The sequence below is a fragment of the Salinimonas profundi genome, from assembly GCF_014750655.1.
Lineage (GTDB): Bacteria > Pseudomonadota > Gammaproteobacteria > Enterobacterales > Alteromonadaceae > Alteromonas > Alteromonas profundi_A.
In genome coordinates this window covers 22868-42084 of sequence record NZ_JABBXD010000014.1, presented here as the reverse complement: position 1 = coordinate 42084, position 19217 = coordinate 22868, and the positions used below count along the sequence as shown (strand labels likewise).

18 protein-coding genes are annotated in these 19217 nt (G+C 50.8%); 9 read left to right on the top strand and 9 right to left on the bottom strand.

Annotated features, from left to right (window positions below; all coding sequences use genetic code 11):
- The first annotated feature begins 89 nt into the window (after positions 1-89).
- The 7 genes from HHX48_RS17195 to HHX48_RS17165 all read left to right on the top strand — a co-directional run bounded on the left by HHX48_RS17195 (position 90) and on the right by HHX48_RS17165 (position 8133).
- Positions 90-2165 (top strand): TonB-dependent receptor, encoded by a 2076-nt coding sequence (locus HHX48_RS17195; RefSeq protein ID WP_191026570.1) that lies wholly within the window; start codon positions 90-92, stop codon positions 2163-2165.
- A gap of 84 nt (positions 2166-2249) precedes the next feature.
- Positions 2250-3029, top strand: a complete 780-nt coding sequence (locus tag HHX48_RS17190) for an MBL fold metallo-hydrolase (protein ID WP_191026569.1) — start codon at positions 2250-2252, stop codon at positions 3027-3029.
- A 48-nt stretch (positions 3030-3077) separates the two neighbouring features.
- Positions 3078-4187 (top strand): hypothetical protein, encoded by a 1110-nt coding sequence (locus HHX48_RS17185; RefSeq protein WP_191026568.1) that lies wholly within the window; start codon positions 3078-3080, stop codon positions 4185-4187.
- Positions 4188-4249: 62 nt separating this feature from the next.
- Positions 4250-4450, top strand: a complete 201-nt coding sequence (locus HHX48_RS17180) for a DUF1656 domain-containing protein (protein WP_191026567.1) — start codon at positions 4250-4252, stop codon at positions 4448-4450.
- 6 nt (positions 4451-4456) lie between these two features.
- Complete coding sequence (locus tag HHX48_RS17175) at positions 4457-5317, top strand: efflux RND transporter periplasmic adaptor subunit (RefSeq protein WP_191026566.1); 861 nt, start codon at positions 4457-4459, stop codon at positions 5315-5317.
- Between the two features lie 2 nt (positions 5318-5319).
- On the top strand, positions 5320-7395 hold the full coding sequence (locus HHX48_RS17170) for an FUSC family protein (protein WP_191026565.1): 2076 nt from the start codon (positions 5320-5322) through the stop codon (positions 7393-7395).
- 66 nt (positions 7396-7461) lie between these two features.
- Complete coding sequence (locus HHX48_RS17165) at positions 7462-8133, top strand: hypothetical protein (protein ID WP_191026564.1); 672 nt, start codon at positions 7462-7464, stop codon at positions 8131-8133.
- On the opposite strand, the gene HHX48_RS17160 is transcribed toward HHX48_RS17165, so the two are convergent.
- A complete protein-coding gene (locus HHX48_RS17160) occupies positions 8120-9580 on the bottom strand; it encodes a M20 family peptidase (protein ID WP_191026563.1) in 1461 nt (486 codons plus the stop codon). The two genes, HHX48_RS17165 and HHX48_RS17160, sit on opposite strands and share 14 nt — an antisense overlap.
- Positions 9581-9661: 81 nt before the next feature.
- Positions 9662-10801 carry a Card1-like endonuclease domain-containing protein gene (locus HHX48_RS17155; RefSeq protein ID WP_191026562.1) on the bottom strand — a complete coding sequence of 380 codons (1140 nt, stop codon included), beginning with the start codon at positions 10799-10801 and terminating at the stop codon, positions 9662-9664.
- 153 nt (positions 10802-10954) lie between these two features.
- On the opposite strand from HHX48_RS17155, the gene HHX48_RS17150 reads away from it, so the two are divergent.
- Together HHX48_RS17150 and HHX48_RS17145 are read left to right on the top strand one after the other, a co-directional pair.
- Complete coding sequence (locus HHX48_RS17150; RefSeq protein ID WP_191026561.1) at positions 10955-12316, top strand: YcjX family protein; 1362 nt, start codon at positions 10955-10957, stop codon at positions 12314-12316.
- Positions 12309-13202, top strand: a complete 894-nt coding sequence (locus HHX48_RS17145; RefSeq protein ID WP_191026560.1) for a YcjF family protein — start codon at positions 12309-12311, stop codon at positions 13200-13202. The genes HHX48_RS17150 and HHX48_RS17145 overlap by 8 nt, the downstream gene beginning before the upstream one ends.
- On the opposite strand, the gene HHX48_RS17140 is transcribed toward HHX48_RS17145, so the two are convergent.
- The 7 genes from HHX48_RS17140 to HHX48_RS17110 all read right to left on the bottom strand — a co-directional run bounded on the left by HHX48_RS17140 (position 13203) and on the right by HHX48_RS17110 (position 19201).
- Positions 13203-14429 (bottom strand): threonine/serine exporter family protein, encoded by a 1227-nt coding sequence (locus HHX48_RS17140; RefSeq protein ID WP_191026559.1) that lies wholly within the window; start codon positions 14427-14429, stop codon positions 13203-13205.
- A 159-nt stretch (positions 14430-14588) separates the two neighbouring features.
- The gene (locus tag HHX48_RS17135; RefSeq protein WP_191026558.1) at positions 14589-15896 is read right to left on the bottom strand and encodes a cation:proton antiporter; all 1308 of its coding nucleotides are present in this window, start codon (positions 15894-15896) and stop codon (positions 14589-14591) included.
- Between the two features lie 85 nt (positions 15897-15981).
- The gene (locus tag HHX48_RS17130; protein ID WP_191026557.1) at positions 15982-16836 is read right to left on the bottom strand and encodes a PhzF family phenazine biosynthesis protein; all 855 of its coding nucleotides are present in this window, start codon (positions 16834-16836) and stop codon (positions 15982-15984) included.
- Between the two features lie 53 nt (positions 16837-16889).
- Entirely contained in the window at positions 16890-18005 is a 1116-nt protein-coding gene (thiH, locus tag HHX48_RS17125) for a 2-iminoacetate synthase ThiH (RefSeq protein WP_191026556.1), read from the bottom strand.
- Positions 18002-18769: a thiazole synthase gene (locus HHX48_RS17120; RefSeq protein ID WP_191026555.1), complete on the bottom strand. Its 768-nt coding sequence runs from the start codon at positions 18767-18769 to the stop codon at positions 18002-18004. Before HHX48_RS17120 ends, thiH begins: the two co-directional genes overlap by 4 nt.
- A 3-nt stretch (positions 18770-18772) precedes the next feature.
- Entirely contained in the window at positions 18773-18973 is a 201-nt protein-coding gene (gene thiS, locus HHX48_RS17115; protein ID WP_191026554.1) for a sulfur carrier protein ThiS, read from the bottom strand.
- 3 nt (positions 18974-18976) lie between these two features.
- The gene (locus HHX48_RS17110) at positions 18977-19201 is read right to left on the bottom strand and encodes a hypothetical protein (RefSeq protein WP_397541102.1); all 225 of its coding nucleotides are present in this window, start codon (positions 19199-19201) and stop codon (positions 18977-18979) included.
- Positions 19202-19217: the final 16 nt, after the last annotated feature.

The window sequence follows — 19217 nt, the reverse complement described above, 5'->3', positions numbered from 1 at the left end:
CAGCTAAACTTTCAGCATACTTACACCCTATAAGGTGTGCGCTGTATTGCGTTACCAAGCTACCGACAAAAAGAAGGACTGTTTTATTTATGCCGGCCAGACTGCCCGCCACACTGTGTTTTGCAGTAAGCACCTCACTGCTACCTGTTAGTGCTGTCATTGCACAGCAAAGTGATGAATCTATCGAAACCATTGTCACTACTGGCAACCGTATCGCCCAGCCATCTCCAGTAGGTATTATCGTCAGCGATGTAGACGAAAACACGCTCGCGCTGGTAGCCCCCATGCATATCGAGGAAGTATTAAAGTTTGTTGCCGGAGCAGGCGTGCAGCGGGGAAATGGGCAGGAGTATTTGCCAGCATTACGCTCACAGGTATTTACCGGCGCAGGAGCGTGTGGTGGTCTGCTTACCGCAGAAGATGATATTCCGCTGCGGGCGGCCGGGTTCTGCAATATCAATGAACTGTTTGAAGCACATACCGAGATGGCGCAGCGAATTGAAGTGCTCAAAGGGCCGGGGTCGGCGTTATATGGTTCAAACGCCATTCATGGCGTGGTGAATGTTATCACCCCGGATGTCACCCGGGATGCAGGGCTGTTGGGTGTGGATTATGGCTCATATGGGTATAGCCGTTATAAGTTCAGACATGGCGAGGATTTTGGCACCAGTGGTATTGGTATTAACGCCAGTATTACCCGCGATAGTGGCTATCGTGAAAACGAGAGTGTCCATCAGGAAAAAGTCAATCTGCGCCATCGTTATGAATTTTCCGATGTCACATTAACCAGCGGTCTGACCTATACCAATTTAGATCAGGATACTGCCGGCTATATAGAAGGTTTCCAAAGCTATAAAAATGAAGCGCTGGCGCAGCAAAATGGCGACCCGGAGGCGTTTCGTAAAAATCGTGCGCTGCGCATCTGGAGTAAAGCACAATGGTCAATGGATAACGGTGATACATTGGTCATAACCCCGTACTATCGTGATCAGAGTATGGATTTTCTGATGCACTTTTTGCCCGGACAGCCCCTTGAGAAAAATGCCCAGCAAGGCGTGGGTGTGCAGTCGCTGTACCAGCATGACTTGTCACAGCAATGGCAATTACAGGCGGGTATTGATGCAGAATATACCGAAGGTAGTCTGAGTCAGTTCCAGGATGGTCCAACCCAGGGCTCGGCATTTCTGGTGGCCACCGTGCCTGAAGGATTGCATTACGACTACGATGTCGATGCCACGATGATTGCGCCGTTTGCAGCCCTGACCTGGCAGCACGAGGCCTGGCAGGTCACCGCCGCCGCCCGGTTTGAATCGATGGAATACGACTACACCAACTACCTGCCGGCTGGCCGTACCCGCGCTGATGGTACAAGCTGCCCGATGGGTGGCTGTCGCTACGCGCGTCCGCCTAGCTCAAGTGATGACTATTCAAATTTTTCACCCAAATTAAGAGCCAGCTACACACTCAATGATAATCTGACTATCTATGGCAATATCGCCCGGGGGTATCGCGCGCCTCAGGCCACAGAACTTTATCGGTTACAGCGGGATCAGCAGGTGGCCGATTTGGATTCGGAAACGGTGACCAGTATTGAAGCCGGGCTTAAGGGGCAGTATCAGGGCACGCGATTCACGCTTGCCGCCTACAGCATGGACAAAGAGAATGTCATCTTCCGTGACAGTGACTTTTTTACGGTATCTGATGGTGAAACCCGCCATCAGGGCATTGAGCTTGAATTTATGCAGCAACTGACAGCCCAATGGGACCTGGCTGTGGCCGCGTCTTATGCCAGTCATACCTACGAGTATGATGAAGTGCTGAACGATATCAATATTAATGGCAACGATATTGATACTGCGCCGGATACCCTGATTAATACCCGTCTGGGCTGGCAGGTAACAGAAGCGGCGCGGGTGCAGCTGGAGTGGCAGCATGTCTCTGACTACTACACCGATCCGGAAAATTTGCACGCATACGAAGGGCACGATTTGTTTCATTTGCGTAGCAGCTGGGCACTGACAAACGCTCTCACCGTGTTCGCCAGAGTAAATAATATCACGGATGAACGTTATGCTGAGCGGGCAGACTATTCATCATTTTCCGGTGACCGATACTTTCCGGGCCGTCCCAGAAATTACATGGTGAGCGTGCAGTACAGTTACTAGGACTAATTCTTAAGCGTGTTTTTTATGGTCTTACCAGCCGTATTTTGCTAGCGTAGCAAACGGTTCTGGTAAGACATAAGCATCATGCAAATACATACACTGCACGGTTATATCCAGCACATCTTCTTAATTGAGGATGCCGGCGGGCTTTTGCTGCTTGATGGCTGTTCCCGCGCCGATGTGACCATGGTATGTGAGTACATCACCGACACCCTGTCACGCCCCTTAACCGATTTAAAGCTGGTGGTGGTGACGCACATGCATCCGGATCACGCCGGCGGAGCGCATAAGCTGCGCGATTTGACAGGCGCACAGATTGCAGCGCATCCCAAAGCCGCCAGGTGGTATGCCGGTGCAATGGGGCGTGCCGCGCATATTATTGATGTGGCACTGATGTACTGGGTGGCTGAGCGATTGGGCAAGGGTAAGCGAATGACCTGGTATTCGCCCATCTTGAAGCCAGACCTTCTGCTTGATGATACACAGTCGCTGCCGGGGTTTTCAGACTGGCAGGTGCTATATACACCGGGTCATACCAATCATGATTTGTCCCTCTTACACACCGTTTCCCGAAAAATGTACGTGGCGGACTTGCTGGTAAAAGTAAAAGGGCAATTGTGTCCGCCTTATCCGGTGTGCCATCCCAACCAGTACCGGCGTTCATTAAAGCGAGTGGCTGCTCTGCATCTTGATACCCTGTTCTGTGCACATGTAAAACCGCTTGAGGCAAACAGCATCCCGTTTGATGACATTATTCAAAACGCCCCGACCCGGCCAAAAAATCATTGGCACTCAACAAAAAATCGGATCGTGAAAAAACTCGGTATAAGTAAATACAAAGCAAATCAGCGTGATAACCATTAACGGTGCAAACTGACATACCGTTTGCGCCATTTTTTGTAGGAAGTATGTATGGCGCATCGCCCGCTTTTAAAACATATTCGGGACCACAGTGTTCTGTTCGCCGAACTGGCCACTTACCGTAATCAAACGGTGGAAAATATGGGGTTATCGGGATATGAATTTCATAAAACACCAAAATTTTATAGTCCATCCGGCCAGCGGCTGACCATTGAACCAGAGCGTAGCATCATTGTGCCGCAGCTCAGCGTACTGGAAAATGTACGTGAAAAGCTCAGAGCGCGGATCCCCGGGCTGACCGATGTCATCAATAGTGAGGTCGGCTACCGCTATCCCACTGCTGCGCTAGCAGATACCAGTGCGCCGTTTATTAAGCGGCTTCGTTCGGAATACTTTCACCGGGTAGATGAAGATCGCAGTATATGCAGACCGGTGAACCTGTCATTTGGCATAAAAAGTCGGGGCAAGGGTGACGACAGACAGGAATATGAGGTCTGGATGCCCAATGATGACCCGACACAGGATCCGTTGCCCCTGTTTATTGAACGCTACGGTGAGGATTTGCCGGATGATGTCAGGCATTTTGTTCAGCAGCCCGCGTGTGTTCACGGCTGGATGGGCGTGAAGCGAGCGGCTTTCGAAGCGCTGTATTACAACCCTGCCAAACTGGGCGATATTGTAGTCTGTGTGGCGCTTTCTGTGGATGCATACAATATCGGTGCTAAACCCGACCTGTCTTTATGTGAGCAGTTGGAAAGCTCGATTGCCGTCAGTAATGCTGAACTCGAATGGGAGATTGACGGCTATTATGCGCCTCGTGATGCGTATCTTTCACATGATGAGATATGGCATGCCATTAATCAGACACTGGAGGTTATCAATGTACCGCTCAATGACCTGTACCGCGACGAGATCCTCAATATTAACGAAAGTAAAACAGAACGAATTTTGTCGACGGTATTAAATCATGGTGCCACCGAGCAAGATATAAAAGGTATGAATTTGCAAGCCTGGGAGTTTATGCAAACCACTAGCGAGCGGCGACAAAAGCCGAATAAGCCGGGCCGTGGTGTAAATTTCCTGGGGCGTTTGAATCGCTTGTTCTATCAGCCGGAGCATCAGCTGCCCGGCATTGAAGCAATGCACGATTTAATCAGTTGATGGTGAAACGATGAGAGCCGATCGAAACGTAACAGGGCATTGTGCTGAGCGGGAGAATGCCAATGCTGACTGAAATAGCATTGGGGGGCATGCTGTTCAGCCCACTAATTGTCTATCTGCCGGTGGCATTTCTGATATCTGTGATCACACGCCTGACACTGGTAAAAGCGGGCGTGTATCAAAAACTATGGCGACCCGCATGGTGTGAGGTCAGTCTGTTCATCTGCTATCTGGCAGCAGTGGTATTAATTGCAGGAGGTTAGCCGGCTATGGGCACGGTGATAAGAATTATTGTAACCCTGATAATCGTGGCGATGGCCGTGTTGGCCGGTCGGTGGGTATGGGACCGGTATTTACACGCTCCCTGGACACGTGATGGCAGAGTACAGGCTCAGATAACCACTATCTCTCCGGATGTATCGGGATGGGTCACTGGGTTATCCGTCAGTGATAATCAAAAAGTAGAAAAGGGTCAGCTGCTGTTTACCATTGATGATGCGCGCTACGAAGCTGCTATCAACGAACAGCGTGCCGCCCGTGAAGCCAAAGAATTGGCATGGCAACTTGCCCAGCATGAATATCAGCGCCGCAAAGGACTGGCGAAAGAAAACACTATCAGTCAGGAAGATTTGGAAATTACGCGCATGAATGCCGAAGCCGCCCGCGCCGAGTACAATCTGGCAAATGCCAAACTGAACACGCTGCAGCTGAATCTGCAGCGCACGCGTGTAAAAGCCCCGCATGCAGGAACCATTGTGAATCTCGACTTGCGCGAAGGCAATTACGTCAGTCAGGGAAAACCAGTGCTCTCGCTGGTCAGAAAAGGCTCGTTTTATGTGACCGGCTACTTTGAGGAAACCAAGTTATCTCTTATCCACGAAGGGCAGCGGGCGACAATCCGGCTGATGAGTAATGAGCAGCCTTTAACAGGTAAAGTCGTAAGTATTGGCGAAGCCATTGCTGATACAAATATCCATCGTAATGAGCAGTTGCTGCCCAAAGTACAGCAAACCTTCAATTGGGTGAGGCTGGCGCAGCGGGTGCCCGTCGATATTGAACTGGACCCGGTGCCTGATAATGTCAGGCTGGTGGCAGGCACCACGGCCTCTATCCACTTAAACGAGCAGTAATCATGCAGCTGCCCCTGTTAGCGGCGACGTATCTTACGCCTTCAAAAGACAGCGTGCTCTTTGCATTTAAAGGCGTGTTGTCGATGGCCATGGCGCTTTACATCTCGTTGTACTTCAATTTAGAAAAACCTTACTGGGCGGTTGTTTCTGCCGTCTTTTTACAGGTCAGGCCTGAGGGCGGGCTGGTGGTGGAAAAAACCGTCAGCCAGATCACCGGTACATTGCTGGGCGGCGTGTTTGGTATGTTTGTACTTAACTACCTGCACGCTGCGCCAGTGCCTGCGATGGGCGTGCTGGCGGTCTGGCTGGCGCTCAACTCATCGTTGTCAGCCATGGTCCGGCGCGTTAACTTTATTTACTTTTTTGCCATGGCCAGTGTCACCCCCTGTATTATCGTGCTGCTCACCATGTCGACGCCGGAACTGGCTACCAACCAGACCATTTTCAATATTTCTCAGGCACGTATTACCGAGATAATTGTCGGCGCCCTGTGTGCTATGACAGTGAGTCTGCTGGTGTTTCCCAAGCGGCTGAAAACCTCGTTACAAAATCAGGCAAAAACCGTCATAAACCGCACCCTGCATTACGTCAATCTCGAACTTGATCCGGAAGGTTCACATGAAAGCCGGCATCAGTGCATTGATGAAATACTGGAGTCACTGGCAGCACTGAACGATGATTCCAGTGCGGTTGCCTATGAAGGGCCGCAGGGACCGGGCAGGGCGCGCGCCGCCAGTGTTATTGGTAATAAAACCCTGTCAGTGGTCGCGGTGATTCAGATTTTCGGCAGGCTGCAGCGCAATCACCCGGAAGTCTTATCAGGCACATTGAATGAGTTGCTTGATGTACTGCGCAGCGACCTGAAAAAAATTGCCGAAACGTCTGATTATCAAACCTGTTATGAACTGGCTCAGGCCCAGCGCCGCAAGCTTCTGAAAATATCCAAACAAACAGAGACAGTAACTCCCCTTGAAGCCCGGTTATTAAAAACTGCGCATGAAATGTTGTCTGAAATTGTTCTCATTTTGCGCGCCTACAACACACTGATAAAAGGCCATGCGTCGGTACTTAAAGCACCAGAACACCGACCCTATCGCGATCCGCTGATAGGACTGGCAACCGGTCTGCGTACGTTTTTGGTGTTTAACTGCGGCGCATTACTGTGGCTATATACCGGATCACCGGCTGCTATTATGGTCATGATTATGCCGGTTATTTTCTCGATAATGTTTGCAAGGATGTCGCCAGCTGTAGTGAAACAGTCGCTCAAACGCATGCTGGTAGGGGTCGCGGTGGCAATACCGGTAGCTATCTTCTACGCGCTGAACTTACTGGCCCAGAGCAGTGGCGATTACGGCTTGCTGGTATTGGTGCTTAGTGCACCATACTTTCTGGGGCTCATGGCGATCTCGCAGCGGGCCACCTTGCCTTACGGACTGGGGTTCTGTATCCCTTTCACCCTGCTGGTACAACCTGCAAACGATATGACACGACCTTTGTCTGTGGATTACACGCTAAGTGCAGCATTCGCTATTGTGGCAGGGGTAAGTTTGCTTTACTGGATTTTCCGGCTGATTACCGGACCCGGCGTACAAACAATGCAGCGGCGACTGCTGCATGCTACACGGCGTGATCTGCAGCGCCTGATTGAACAGGATACACCAGCGCACTGGTATAATGCCCGTATGGGCGACCGGTTACTCCGGCTCACCAGTTACGATAAAGAAGCGGCCAGTGATGCCCGTGTCATTACCGACCTGGGCCTGACAGGCTTAAATCTGGGCCATACCTCTATTCGGGTGCGAACATTGGTGCAGACTGTAACGGACAAGGATTTATCCGTTATTCTGAAGCACTGGCAATATGTACTGGCTGACACGTTTATTGATGCTGCCAAGGGTAAAACCACAGAACGTTTCAGACAAATGTGCGATTCAGTTTTAGCTCAGGTCAGGCAGGACGCTAATGGCCCCGCGCATCTCACGCTTATTGAGGGCATTTTTGAGCGACTTGATCTGACCTTCCAGCGCACTGCCAAAATGGTCAGGGAAAAGAACACTAAGGTGAAAAGTCTGTGATCTTAACTGTGAGAAACATGTTATATTTTTATGACAATATGATAATTATAAAGCAATAGGATTTGCATGATGTTCTCTCAATGGCGTTTCGGCTTTCCGATAACAGTAATCATTGGTCTCATGGTGTTATCGGATTTAGGTTTCATAATGGCCCACCTGGCATTTAAACTTGATCTGGTTTCTCATCCCCACTTTTTGATCACCCGTGATCGCGGTTATGCAGAAGTCTTTCAGTACCTCAAAATATTCTGGGTCATATGTTTACTGGCGTTGCTGTTTATGCGCCATAAAGCTGCCGTGCTGCTAGCATGGATGTTTATTTTCGGATATATGCTGTTGGATGACTCTTTAAAGGTTCACGAGGCGGGTGGTAGCTATCTGGTAGCTAATCTTGATATCCAGCCGGCGCTCAGATTGCGGGCACAGGATTTTGGTGAGCTACTCGTTACTGCTATTGCCGGTACATTTCTGTTTAGTTTCCTGGCTGTTACTTATTTTAAAGCGGGAGCCTACGCCCGGCGAGTTACACACCGGTTGCTAGCGCTGGTGGCAGCCATCGCATTTTTTGGCATCGTCATTGATATGGTTCATATAATGGTTCCATGGGGGAACACATTTTTCGCGATACTCGAGGATGGTGGCGAAATGCTGATTATGAGTCTTACGCTGGGTTACTGTTTTCACCTGTTATTACAAACACACTACGGCACTAATAAGGCAGCTTTTACAGCTGCCTGAGAAAGTGGCTGTAAAAGCTAACCGCATTCATCATGTTGTCAGTCGTGATATGCTCATCGGTGCCGTGAAAACCATCCAGATCGCTACCGGAAATTATCATCGGATTGAACCGGTAAGCATTGGTTAACGTGGCATAATGATGACTGTCAGTTGCCGCTACGGTCAGGCCCGGCGTAACTATTGTATCTGCAAAAACGTGTCGGGCTGTTGCAGCAAGTAAACTAAACGCCGCGTTGTCAGCGGGTGCTACGGTAGATGCAGGGAACGCTTCGGTTATCTCAATTGAAATACTATCATCATTAACAGCCTGTTTTACCCAGTCCACTATGCCTTCGATACTGTCACGCGGATGAACCCTGAAATTGATGGTCGCGGTTGCCGTTTCCGGCAGTACATTGGCTTTGATGCTGCCACTCATCATGGTAGGTGCTGTCGTGGTTCTGAGCATGGCATTTCCGCTAGGCGACTGACCCACGACAGTTTCTATAACCGGGCTGAACAGCCAGCGATTGGCAAACAGGACTCGTTTATCAAAGGACATATGCCGGGCAATACTGGTGTACATCTGGCCTGTGACACCGCTAAGACCACCAGGGATTGGGGCATCTTGCACCGCAACCACGGCGCGGGATATCCGGGTTACTGCGGTTTGTGCCGGTGGCATAGAACTGTGCCCGCCAGCGCCATCAGCGCTAAGCCGAAGCGTTAAAAAGCCTTTTTCGGCAACATTGATACTGGCGATGGGCTTATCCAGCCCCGGCACTAATCCATCCAGCATAAAGGAGCCCTCATCCAGTGACCATGCTGGCGTGATATTATTGTCGCGAAACCATGCAGTTACTGCCTTGGCGCCGGCATTACCACCGAGCTCTTCATCATGGGTAAATGCGATATAAACGTCTGCTTTGGGCGTAAACTGCTGACTGAGTGCAGCTTCTACCGATTCAATGAGTGCGATTACCGCGCTTTTATCATCCAGCGCGCCGCGGCCCCAAATCCGCTTTTCCTCATCAATATGGCCGGCAAAAGGAGGGTGTGTCCACTTGCTTTCAGTGTCCGGATTGACCGGCACCACATCATAGTGTGCCGACAAAAGGACGGGTGGTTTGTCAGAATGACTTCCTTGCCAATGAAACAATAAGGTGTGCGTATTGATTACATGCAGCGTCAGCGCCTCATGGGTTGCCGGATAAGTCTCAGCCAGCCATTTTCTGAACCCAGCGAATGCCTGCGCGTCGATAGGGGCTGCTTGTTCAGATAATGTTTTAAAACGAATACTTTGTGCCAGATGGGTAGCAACCTGATTTGCCGCAGGCAGCGAATAATTATCTGAAATGGTTTCATGGTGTTCGTCAGGCGAAGGCGTAAACAACGCGCCGCGAATAAGAATGACCGTAATCATTGCTGCAATGAGCACAGCCAGCATAAGAAATATTTTTTTTAGCATTGTTTTTAAGTGGCGACTGAATCTGTTTATCCGGCATTTACCTTAGCAGATTTTTCATCACTTCGGCCATCAGTACAGCGCTTATGCTTGCTCCAGCCAGTTCGCCAGATGGTGCTTTAACTGAGGAATTTCCTGAGATCCGAAGATTCTGATACCCAGCTCAGTCGCTCGTAATCTGGCAGACGGGGTGACATCGAAATAGGTGACCAGCGCGGCGCGGCCTTCAAGACCACCTAACAACTCATTGAGTGAATCCAGCTTATAAAGCGTATTAGTGCTGCTCAGCGCTTCCATGTACTGGGTTTTACACTCGATAATATGTAATTTGTTATTGGCCAGCGCGATAACATCCAGTTCGTTACTTAGCGTTTTACCGTTAATTTTTCGGGTGATTTGCGCGCCATGGGCTGCGTCCTGAATACTTTTAACCTGCGTGGTGACACCATTAAGCACGGCATAGGTATGCTCTTCCAGCCAGCCGCCGTTACAAAAAAAGCGCGCCTTTTCATTGGAAAATATCAGCGTATTGTTATCAATCCTGACATAGTCCAGCGCTTCAAGTTCCCATAGCATGCTGGTTAGGGTCGTATCGTCCCGGTGTTGCTGCTCCATCGGTACCCGTAACGATTCACCAGCCTCAGAGGCCAGGTAATTCAGGGCTCTTAGGGCATGCGCACACTCTTCTATATCCTTTGCCCAGCTTTCACCAAGCTCTCTGACAGGTTTGCTTACTCCCTGCGTATTTTCCTGCCCGGTGAGTGTGGCATCGAAAAGGGTAAAATATTCATGCAATTTTAGCCGGTCATCAATGGGGGTAGGCGCCCTGTCTTCAGGATGCAGCCAGTACAGTTCATCCTGGGCAGGCTCAACCACAAAGACCGGGCAGTCGTATGCGCGCGCAACCTCAAAAGCGGCGAGTACATGATACCTGTCACCTGCTGAGGCATTCAGCCAGACTTCACCTTCGCCTGATTCGCAAACACGCGAAAAAAGCTCAAGAAAGGCATCCTTGATTTGCGCGGTTTTCGCTGTATCGGGTAAACAAAAATAACTTGCTTTGAAGCCGCGAGTTTTCGCCAGGCGTATAAGTTGCTGAGCATGACTTTCGTAGTCGCTTGTTCCTGCGATAATCAGCGCGTCACTGGGAATAGAGGGATCGATAACCGGTGTCAGTACTGAAGTGACGCTATCATTAAGTAAACAAACGTGGGTGGTAGTCATCGCTTTTCCTATAAAATCAGAAACATATTACGAAGGCATCTGAAGAGTGCATACGCAAACGCGCCGGAAATGATGTAACAAAGTATTAAAATGTATTGAAACTGTTTATATCGCAGGCACATTAATAACTGGCAGGAAGAAAAAGGAGCAGTATTGATTACACAATGGTTTAATCCGGCAAAAAATAATCACTGGGCTGACTGGTTTTTAAAAGAGCATCACCGCTTTACGATCACCGGGTTAAGTCGCAGTGGCAAGTCGACGTTGTTCACCAGCCTGATGACAATGCTTAAGTATCGCAGCGAAGGCGGTTATCAGTGTCTGCCATTATTAGAATACTTGCCTGCTGAGCTGGTCGAACACATGTGGATTGAGCCTATAGATGGCTTTGAAATGTTTCCCGTGGAACAACATATTGAGGCGCTGGGCAAAAAAGCGTGGCCAAGTCCCACCGAAGATGTTTACGGGTTTAAGGTTTTGGTCAGACTTAGAGAAACCAGTGGGGTTAAGAAGCACTTACTTCCCTATACCGATGTGGTCTTCGAGTTTATCGATTACCCGGGGGAGTGGCTGACAGACTTGCCGATGCTGACCAAACCCTTTACGCAATGGTCAGATTCGGCGTGGGCGCAGCAAATGAACAGGCCCCAGCGCGATTATGCGGAGCAATGGCATGATGTGGTGGCAGAGTTTGACTTTGACCAGCCGCCGGAGCCGGAACGCGTGGAAATGCTTGTGGAGCAATATCGCAACTACTTGCTGTACGCCAAGCAAAACGGCATCACCCTGTTACAACCGGGCAGTTTTTTATTAGGCGATACCGGGTTTGACTGGCGCTCATATGGCTTCACACCATTGCCTTCAAGTGTCAGCAGTGATGTGACGCATCCCTGGACGAAGTTGTTTGATAAGAATTACCGTTATTTCCAGAAGCAGTGGCTGACGCCGTTAAAGAGCCGGACGTTTCGTCAGGCCGATAAGCAGATTATTCTGATTGATTTGTTTGAGGGGCTTAATCACAGCAAGCAGCACTTATATCAGCTCAAGGAAACCTTGAGCTATCTGGCGGAGGTGTTCTCATATGGTGAAAGTGGCTGGTTCAGCCGCAACATTCTGCGCCAGCAGGCGATTAGTAAAGTTGCGTTTGTAGCAGCAAAATCGGACTTGCTCCCTGCCGCATACCATGACGATCTATTGGTGCTGCTGAAACAGATTACCGAAGGCGCGGTAGCAAAAATAAAAGATAAGCCGGTGCATTTTGAGCACTTTTTAGTAAGCGCACTGCAGGCCACCGATCCGGGCAGTACGCCCAGTAGTTTGCGATACCGCGGTAAGGCGGGTCAGTACATAGAGGCTGAGTTTGAACCGCTGCCTGAAAGCCTTTCTGCGATGTCCTCACAGGAGCATTTCCCGGTGTTGCCTGCCAGTGTGCCGGACGATTATCTGCCCCGAATACTCAGCGGCAGAGGACTGGACCGGTTGTTACAGTTTTTATTAGGAGATGGTCATGAGTGATTCAGTATCCCCGTATCGTGCCAAGGTTCAGCAGCGCGAAGTGGATGAAGCGCCGCCAACGCATGCGATGCCGGAAAAATTTACTGCGCAGGAGTGGCAGCCGGATGCAAAGGGTGGACGGCTCTCCCTGTTTACGCTGACGCTGCTGCTTGGATTACTGGCATTATTTGCATTTAGCATCGTCGATGCTATCTGGTATCTGCAAAGTGCTTATGCCGAGTCACCGGTGTTAAGTATTGTACTTGCGGTTGTGTTAAGTGCTTTTTGCGGCTGCTTGCTATGGCTGGTCACCCGCGAGATTCGCGGCTATCGGGCCGTGAATAAATACCTGCATCGAACGCCGGATCTGGCCGAGCTGGCACAGTCCTCTCACGAAGAGGCACTAAAAGCGTTAAAAAAACATGCTGCCACATTTTCTGAAGAAAGCTTTGCCGCGCATCGTTTTCGTCAGTATCAACACAGTGTGCAGGACCATATGAGCGCAAAAGAGACAGTCCGGCTTTATGAGCGGGTGGTAGATGAGCCTGTTGCCGCCAGAGCGCGTGAAGTGGTGCGCAGAGAGTCGATGGTCAGTGGTAGTCTGGCCTTTGTCAGCCCCAACCATCTTATTCAGACACTGGCCATTTTGTGGATCAGCCTGCGTATGGTGCGCAGGGTGGCGCAGGTGTATGGACTACGACCCGCTACGACAGGAAACTGGCGATTAATGACCATACTGGCGCAAAACCTGGCCGCACAGAGCATTTTCGATCTGGCCAGCGATGAAATTGCGAATCAAATCAGCGGCTCACTGACGGCGCGCTTTGTGGAAAATTCAGCCGAGGCAGTGGCGGCAGGCGCACTCAACGTACGCCTGGGTAAAGCGCTGATAAAGCTTTTAAGCTGATTAAAGGGCTTTTTTGGTTGGCATCACCACGTTAGCGAAAATCAGCCCGGCCACCAGTGACATGAAGATCAGGAAAACATCTTGTCCAATGTGGTCGGCCTGAACAAAATTTTGACCGGAAATGAAAGAGTTAAGACCGATATAGGTTTTAGAGCCGGGGACTAACACAATCAAACCGTGCATACTGACAATGGTCGCTGGCTGGTTGGCAACGCGAGTGAATACATTGGAAAAAACACCCAGCGCAAACGCACCGATAAACGTAGCTACATTTTGGTCCATAAACTGAGAGCTGCCTACGGTGGCGCCATAAGCCACGAAGGAGGCAAGTATGCCCCAGATGATATGCTTCGGACGCGTGCGAAAAATCGCGATCAATGCAATACACAGTAACAGCACTGATAACCAGGTGGCCCAGTAAGGCAATGAGGGGGCCGGCTCATAATTATTGGCGCCAAACAGGGCAAAGCCACTGGCGACACCTAAAAAGGCGCCAAAATACAGTTTAAATAACTGCATCAGTGCATCCATCACCCGCGCCGTCCCTGAGACCATATTGCGGGAGGCCAGTTCTGCCAAGCCCATGGTCAGGGCCAGACCAGGCACCAAAATGATGACTGACGAGAGCACTATCAATGGGATATTGATCCCCGGATCTAAAAAGCTGCCAATAGCGCTGGTCGCCAGACCGGAAACAAAAGCAGTGACCGGCTCCAGCATCAGATTGACGCGTTTTGACCGGGTTGCCCACAAGCACCAGATATAGGTCAGTAAACCCAGTAAGCCGGACCAGGCAATTTCCGATACGCTGGCGCCCATCAGCATGGCAAAGGCGCTGGTTGCCAGACCGAACGCACAAAAGGTGATGAGTTTGCCATAGGGGCTGGGCATCGCATCAATCTCATCCAGCTTCTTATCGGCTTCAGACAGCGATAACTTGCCGGACAGTAACGCAAAAGCTAACTCGTCAGTGCGCGATAGTGCATTAAGATCCAGCTCTCCCGGTTGCAAGCGCACCGCAGAGTTGTATTCATCTTCGTGGCGGTCGCTCCACAGTACGAAGGTCAGCGAGGTGGGTGTGGAAATAAACGCTGAGCGAACCCCAAGATAGGTCGCTACCTCAGTCAGATACGCTTCCAGACGAAAAGCCGGGGTTCCGTACTTATGCAGCATTTTGCCCAGCTTAACGATAAATTTTCGTATCTGAATGAACTCAAGGGTATCCACGTACTACTCTACTTTTTTGATGGCGACGATTGCGCCATGTGGTTAAAATTCCGGCGGATTGTAGAGTTGAAGTCTGAATAATACAACGCAATTTTTTACTTTTTTTGCATCAAAAAATCTAAGGCAAAATAGCGCGAAAAATTATAGTTTTTTGTGGTCCTAATCGCCTTTCACGCCCTCAACAAATGTCTTCTCTCTGAACGTGTGGGCGGCTTTACGTTCAGCTTTAGCCATAAGAAGAGGCGCGGCAACACCGTGGACAACAATGGACAGCAGTACGGTGAACATCACTGCCGACCAGATAACGGAGATGTCGCCAAATTGCCCGTGGTTTTGACCATACAATAAATAGTAGAGTGAGCCGATGCCACGCACACCCATAAAGGCAATTGTCAGCCTGCCGAAGGTTGGGAAATCGCACCGGGCCTGGCCAATCATGCCGGCCAGCGGGCGGATTAAAAATACAATGAGCACACCCAGTAGTGCACCCTGCCAGGTAAGATCATCCAGCGCACCGCGCGCAACAAAGGCGCCAAGAATGAGCAAAATAATCACCAGTAGTACACGCTCGATCTGTTCCATAAAAGAATGCGCTTTAGTGTGGTAACCGTGGTCAGGCTGGGCCTGCTTCGTAGTAACCGCGCCGACAAAAACTGCCAGGAAACCATAGCCATGAATGGCTTCAGCCATGCCGTAGGAACAAAGCAGTGCGCCCAGTGTTACCACGCCTTCACTGCTATAGGAAAGCGGGTGATTCTGCGCGCTGGTTTCATCTTCCTGTTTGGCCAGGTAGGTAAACAAATACCAGGCGCCAAATTTTCCGAAAATGTAGCCAGCAGCAAGGCCGGCACCTACGCGCCACAATACATCTTCCAGCGCCCATTGCATGGTCCAGTTACCCAGTGATGCCATACCGACCGCCGCAATGGCTAAATGCACAAAGGGAAACGCCAGACCATCGTTGGCGCCAGCCTCCACGGTCAGACTAAAACGGATATCGTTACGGTTGGATTCACCGGGCGGGCCGACCTGTACCGAGCCTGCCAACACCGGGTCGGTGGGGCTTAATACCGCCCCCAGTAAAATGGCAGATGCCGCCGTCAGGCCCATCCCGTACCAGCCAAAAAGTGCCACCATAATGATGCTTAACGGCATTGTGATCAGAAGGAGTGGCCACACCTGGTTCCAGCAGCGTACCGAAAACGGCCGGTCTATCGCGGTGCCGGCGGCGCTAAGGGATGCGATGACCAGGAACTCTGTCAGGTACTCACCAAATAATGAATGCGTATCATTGTTTAAAAAGTCAATTGATGGCAACCCAAGAGGCAGGCTGAACATGCCCCAGCCCAGCAGAACATAGACCAACGGAAAGGGGATCAGGCTGTGGCGCAGCCGATTCTCCAGCGCAACAGCTGCAATAATCGCTACGCCGAAAAGAATGTAAAGATAGATTCTGGCTTCAATCATACTCGGTGGCTAAAGATACCTGTCTGGACAGCAAACGTCTGTCGCTTTACTTATGCATACAGTTAGCTACCGAATTAAATAATATTTAGATTATAACCGGGTCACTTATTGGGCCAACAACCTCACCACTGACATGCACAGAGGTGTCTGGCGTGGATGAAAGCAACGCGCTCAGTGAACAGGGCTGACCCATGGCATCACCTTGCTTAAAGGACAGGGTGGCATAACCGTCGCTGTTGTATTTCAATACATTGTGATCGCGTAAGTAGCCGCTTATTGCTGCAGCCGCCGCACCGGTTGCCGGATCTTCATATACATCACCGGCTGCAAACAGATTTCTCATATAGACTTCGCTACCGGAGACATACAGCGGCACCAGCGTCAGGATATTGTCTTTAAGCATTTGCGCCTTTGCAGCGTCAAAATCATAGGACACCTTGTCTACCTCGCTGCCTGAACGTAGCGGAAGTATAAGGTGGTGGTTGCCTGCAAAGGCCAGCCCGCAAGGCAGGGAGATCGCCAGATCTTTATCCGTAAGTTGGCATATTGTCAGATAGCGGCTCAGGATATCCCTGTCGAGTGGTTTGGATGAGGCGGGCGGACTGCACAACGTGGCTGTAGCGCCTGTACAGCTGACATCAATATGGGCATTGTTGAGCTGCAGTGCGAAATCACCATCGCCATATTTCTTAGCCAGTGCTTTGCCGAGCGCCAGGGTGGCGTGTCCGCAAAATGCCACCTCCGCGGCGGGTGAAAAGTATCGCACCCTAAAACCTTCGGCAAACCGGGTAGCAAAGACAGTTTCAGAAAATCCCATTCGTTTGGCTATCGCCAGCATGCTGGTATCGTCGGGAAAGGCATCACACAGGCAAACACCAGCGGGATTACCACCAGCGCCCCGACGGGTAAACGCGTAGTAAGTGTCGACTGAAAAACGCATGACGCCTCCGGCCAAGATAGATATTGCTATAATCAGGCAGTCATATCGTCAGGTCAACCACTGAATCCGGACAGCCAGTCCTGCCAGACCGGTTCCAGCCCTTGCTGCATCAATGCATGGGCTACCTCAGTGGCAGAGCGGCGATCTTCTGTATCGAACTGACTAAGCTGCCTGGTGTGTTCACTGTAGCCCCCGGGCTGTGTTTGAGAGGCGGCTGACATGCTGGTAATGCCCAGCCGAGCCACATTATCACGAAAATATGCTGATTCACGGGTGGAGAGCGAAAGCTCGGTCTGCGGGTGCATGATCCGGTGGGCGCAAATCAGTTGCACCAGTTGTTTATCGCTAATCATTGAAGCGGCGGCCTCACCGCCTTCACAGGGGCGTAATCGCGGAAAGGCCATGGCACATCGCGAGCGCCAGTAATGTTTGTGGATCAGTGCGTTGTGCAGGGCGGCAAAGGTACTGTCGGTGCGCCAGTCGGCCAGACCAAGCAGCGCGCCGACGCCTATTTTTTGCATCTGTGCCTGGCCGAGGCGGTCGCTGGTTTCCAGTCGCCAGTCAAAATCCTTTTTATTGCCGCGCAAATGATACTGTGCATAGCGGCGGCGATGATAGGTTTCCTGATATACCAGTACGCCATCAATCCCCGCGTTTTGCAGTTGTTGGTATTCAGCAGTGTCTAACGGCTGAACTTCCAGCATCAGATAATCAAAGTAAGGTCGTAACACGGTCAGCGCTTCAAGAAAGTAGGGCAGGCCCACTTTGGTTTCATGCTCGCCGGTGACCAGTAGCAGGTGCCGAAAGCCCATTTTCCGTATAGCTTCAGCTTCTCGAGCTATCTCATCCATCGATAGCGTTTTGCGGCGAATGCGATTACTCATGGTAAACCCGCAGTAGGTGCATTCGTTGGCGCACAGGTTTGACAGATACAGAGGAACAAACATCGACATGGTATTACCAAAATGCCGACGGGTAAGCTGCTGTGCTTTTGCTGCCATGGGTTCCAGGTAAGCCTCGGCGGCAGGGGATATCAGGGCCATAAAATCGTTAATGTCAGGCTGCTGCGCTGCTAACGCCTGCTCTACCTGCTGCGGGGTTTTGGCTGGAATCGTCATGCTGACGCTCTCCCAATCTACCTTTCTGAGTGTATCTGCTACCGGCGTCATAATGCGTCCAGAAAGCCCGTTAGCGGACTTGATGAGTTGGCTTGTGTTGTTACGCGTCCCAGACCCGCTTCAAACGCTGTCCGCCCGGTTTTCACAGCCTGAGCGAACGCTGTTGCCATTGCCACGGGCGCCCGGGCGCTGGCGATGGCACTGTTTACCAGCACCGCATCTACCCCCATTTCCATCGCGGCCATGGCTTCACTGGGTTTTCCAATACCCGCATCAACAATCACCGGTACACCAGCCTGCTCAATAATAATGGTTAAAAACGGTGCGGTAAGTAATCCCTGATTTGACCCTATGGGAGCACCAAGGGGCATGACTGCCGCACACCCGACTTCCTCAAGTCGTTTACACAATACCGGGTCAGCGCTGCAATAGGGCAAAACGACGAATCCATCGGCAACCAGTTGTTCGGCAGCTTTAAGCGTTTCAGTGGAGTCGGGCAGCAAATAGCGTTGATCCGGGTGAATCTCCAGTTTTACCCAGTCTGTTCCAAGTAACGAACGACCAATCCTGGCGGCGTATACGGCTTCCTGTGCATTGCGTGCCCCTGATGTGTTAGGGAGCAATGTAACATTCAGTTCGTTTAACGCAGCCAGAGTGGGATCCGCCTGCCTGTTATCTGAAACGCGCTTCATGGCCACCGTGACCAGCTGGCTGCCGCTGGCAGAAATGGCCTGTTGCATTAGCGAGGGCGAGGAAAACTTACCGGTACCGGTAAACAAGCGCGATGAAAAGGTTTTATCATGAATGGTAAGCACTGATTATCCTCCGGCAACAACAGTAAATGCATCGATATGATCACCATCCTGCAGGACGGTTTTCGCCCAGTTTTCGCGATGGACAATACACTGGTTTACCGCCAGTGCCAGTGCGTCTTTTGGCAACGATATTATCTGTGGAATAGCATCCAGACTGGTTGGCTCCGTGAGGGTATACGGGGTGTCGTTTATCGTAATATTCATGATTTATTCCTGACAGATCGGACAGTCTGCGGCCTGTGGCAAGCGCAGATGTTTCCAGGTCAGGCTGCGGCCACAAAACTGCATCAGCATTCCCCACGGCAGAGCATGACGATGCGTAATAAAATTGATAGCCAGTAATGCCTGATACGTACCGGCAATCGCCACCACCGGGCCGAGAATACCGTGAGATAAGCACGATGCCTCTGGTGTCGCGTCCAGTGCATGCAGACAGCCATAGCAACTT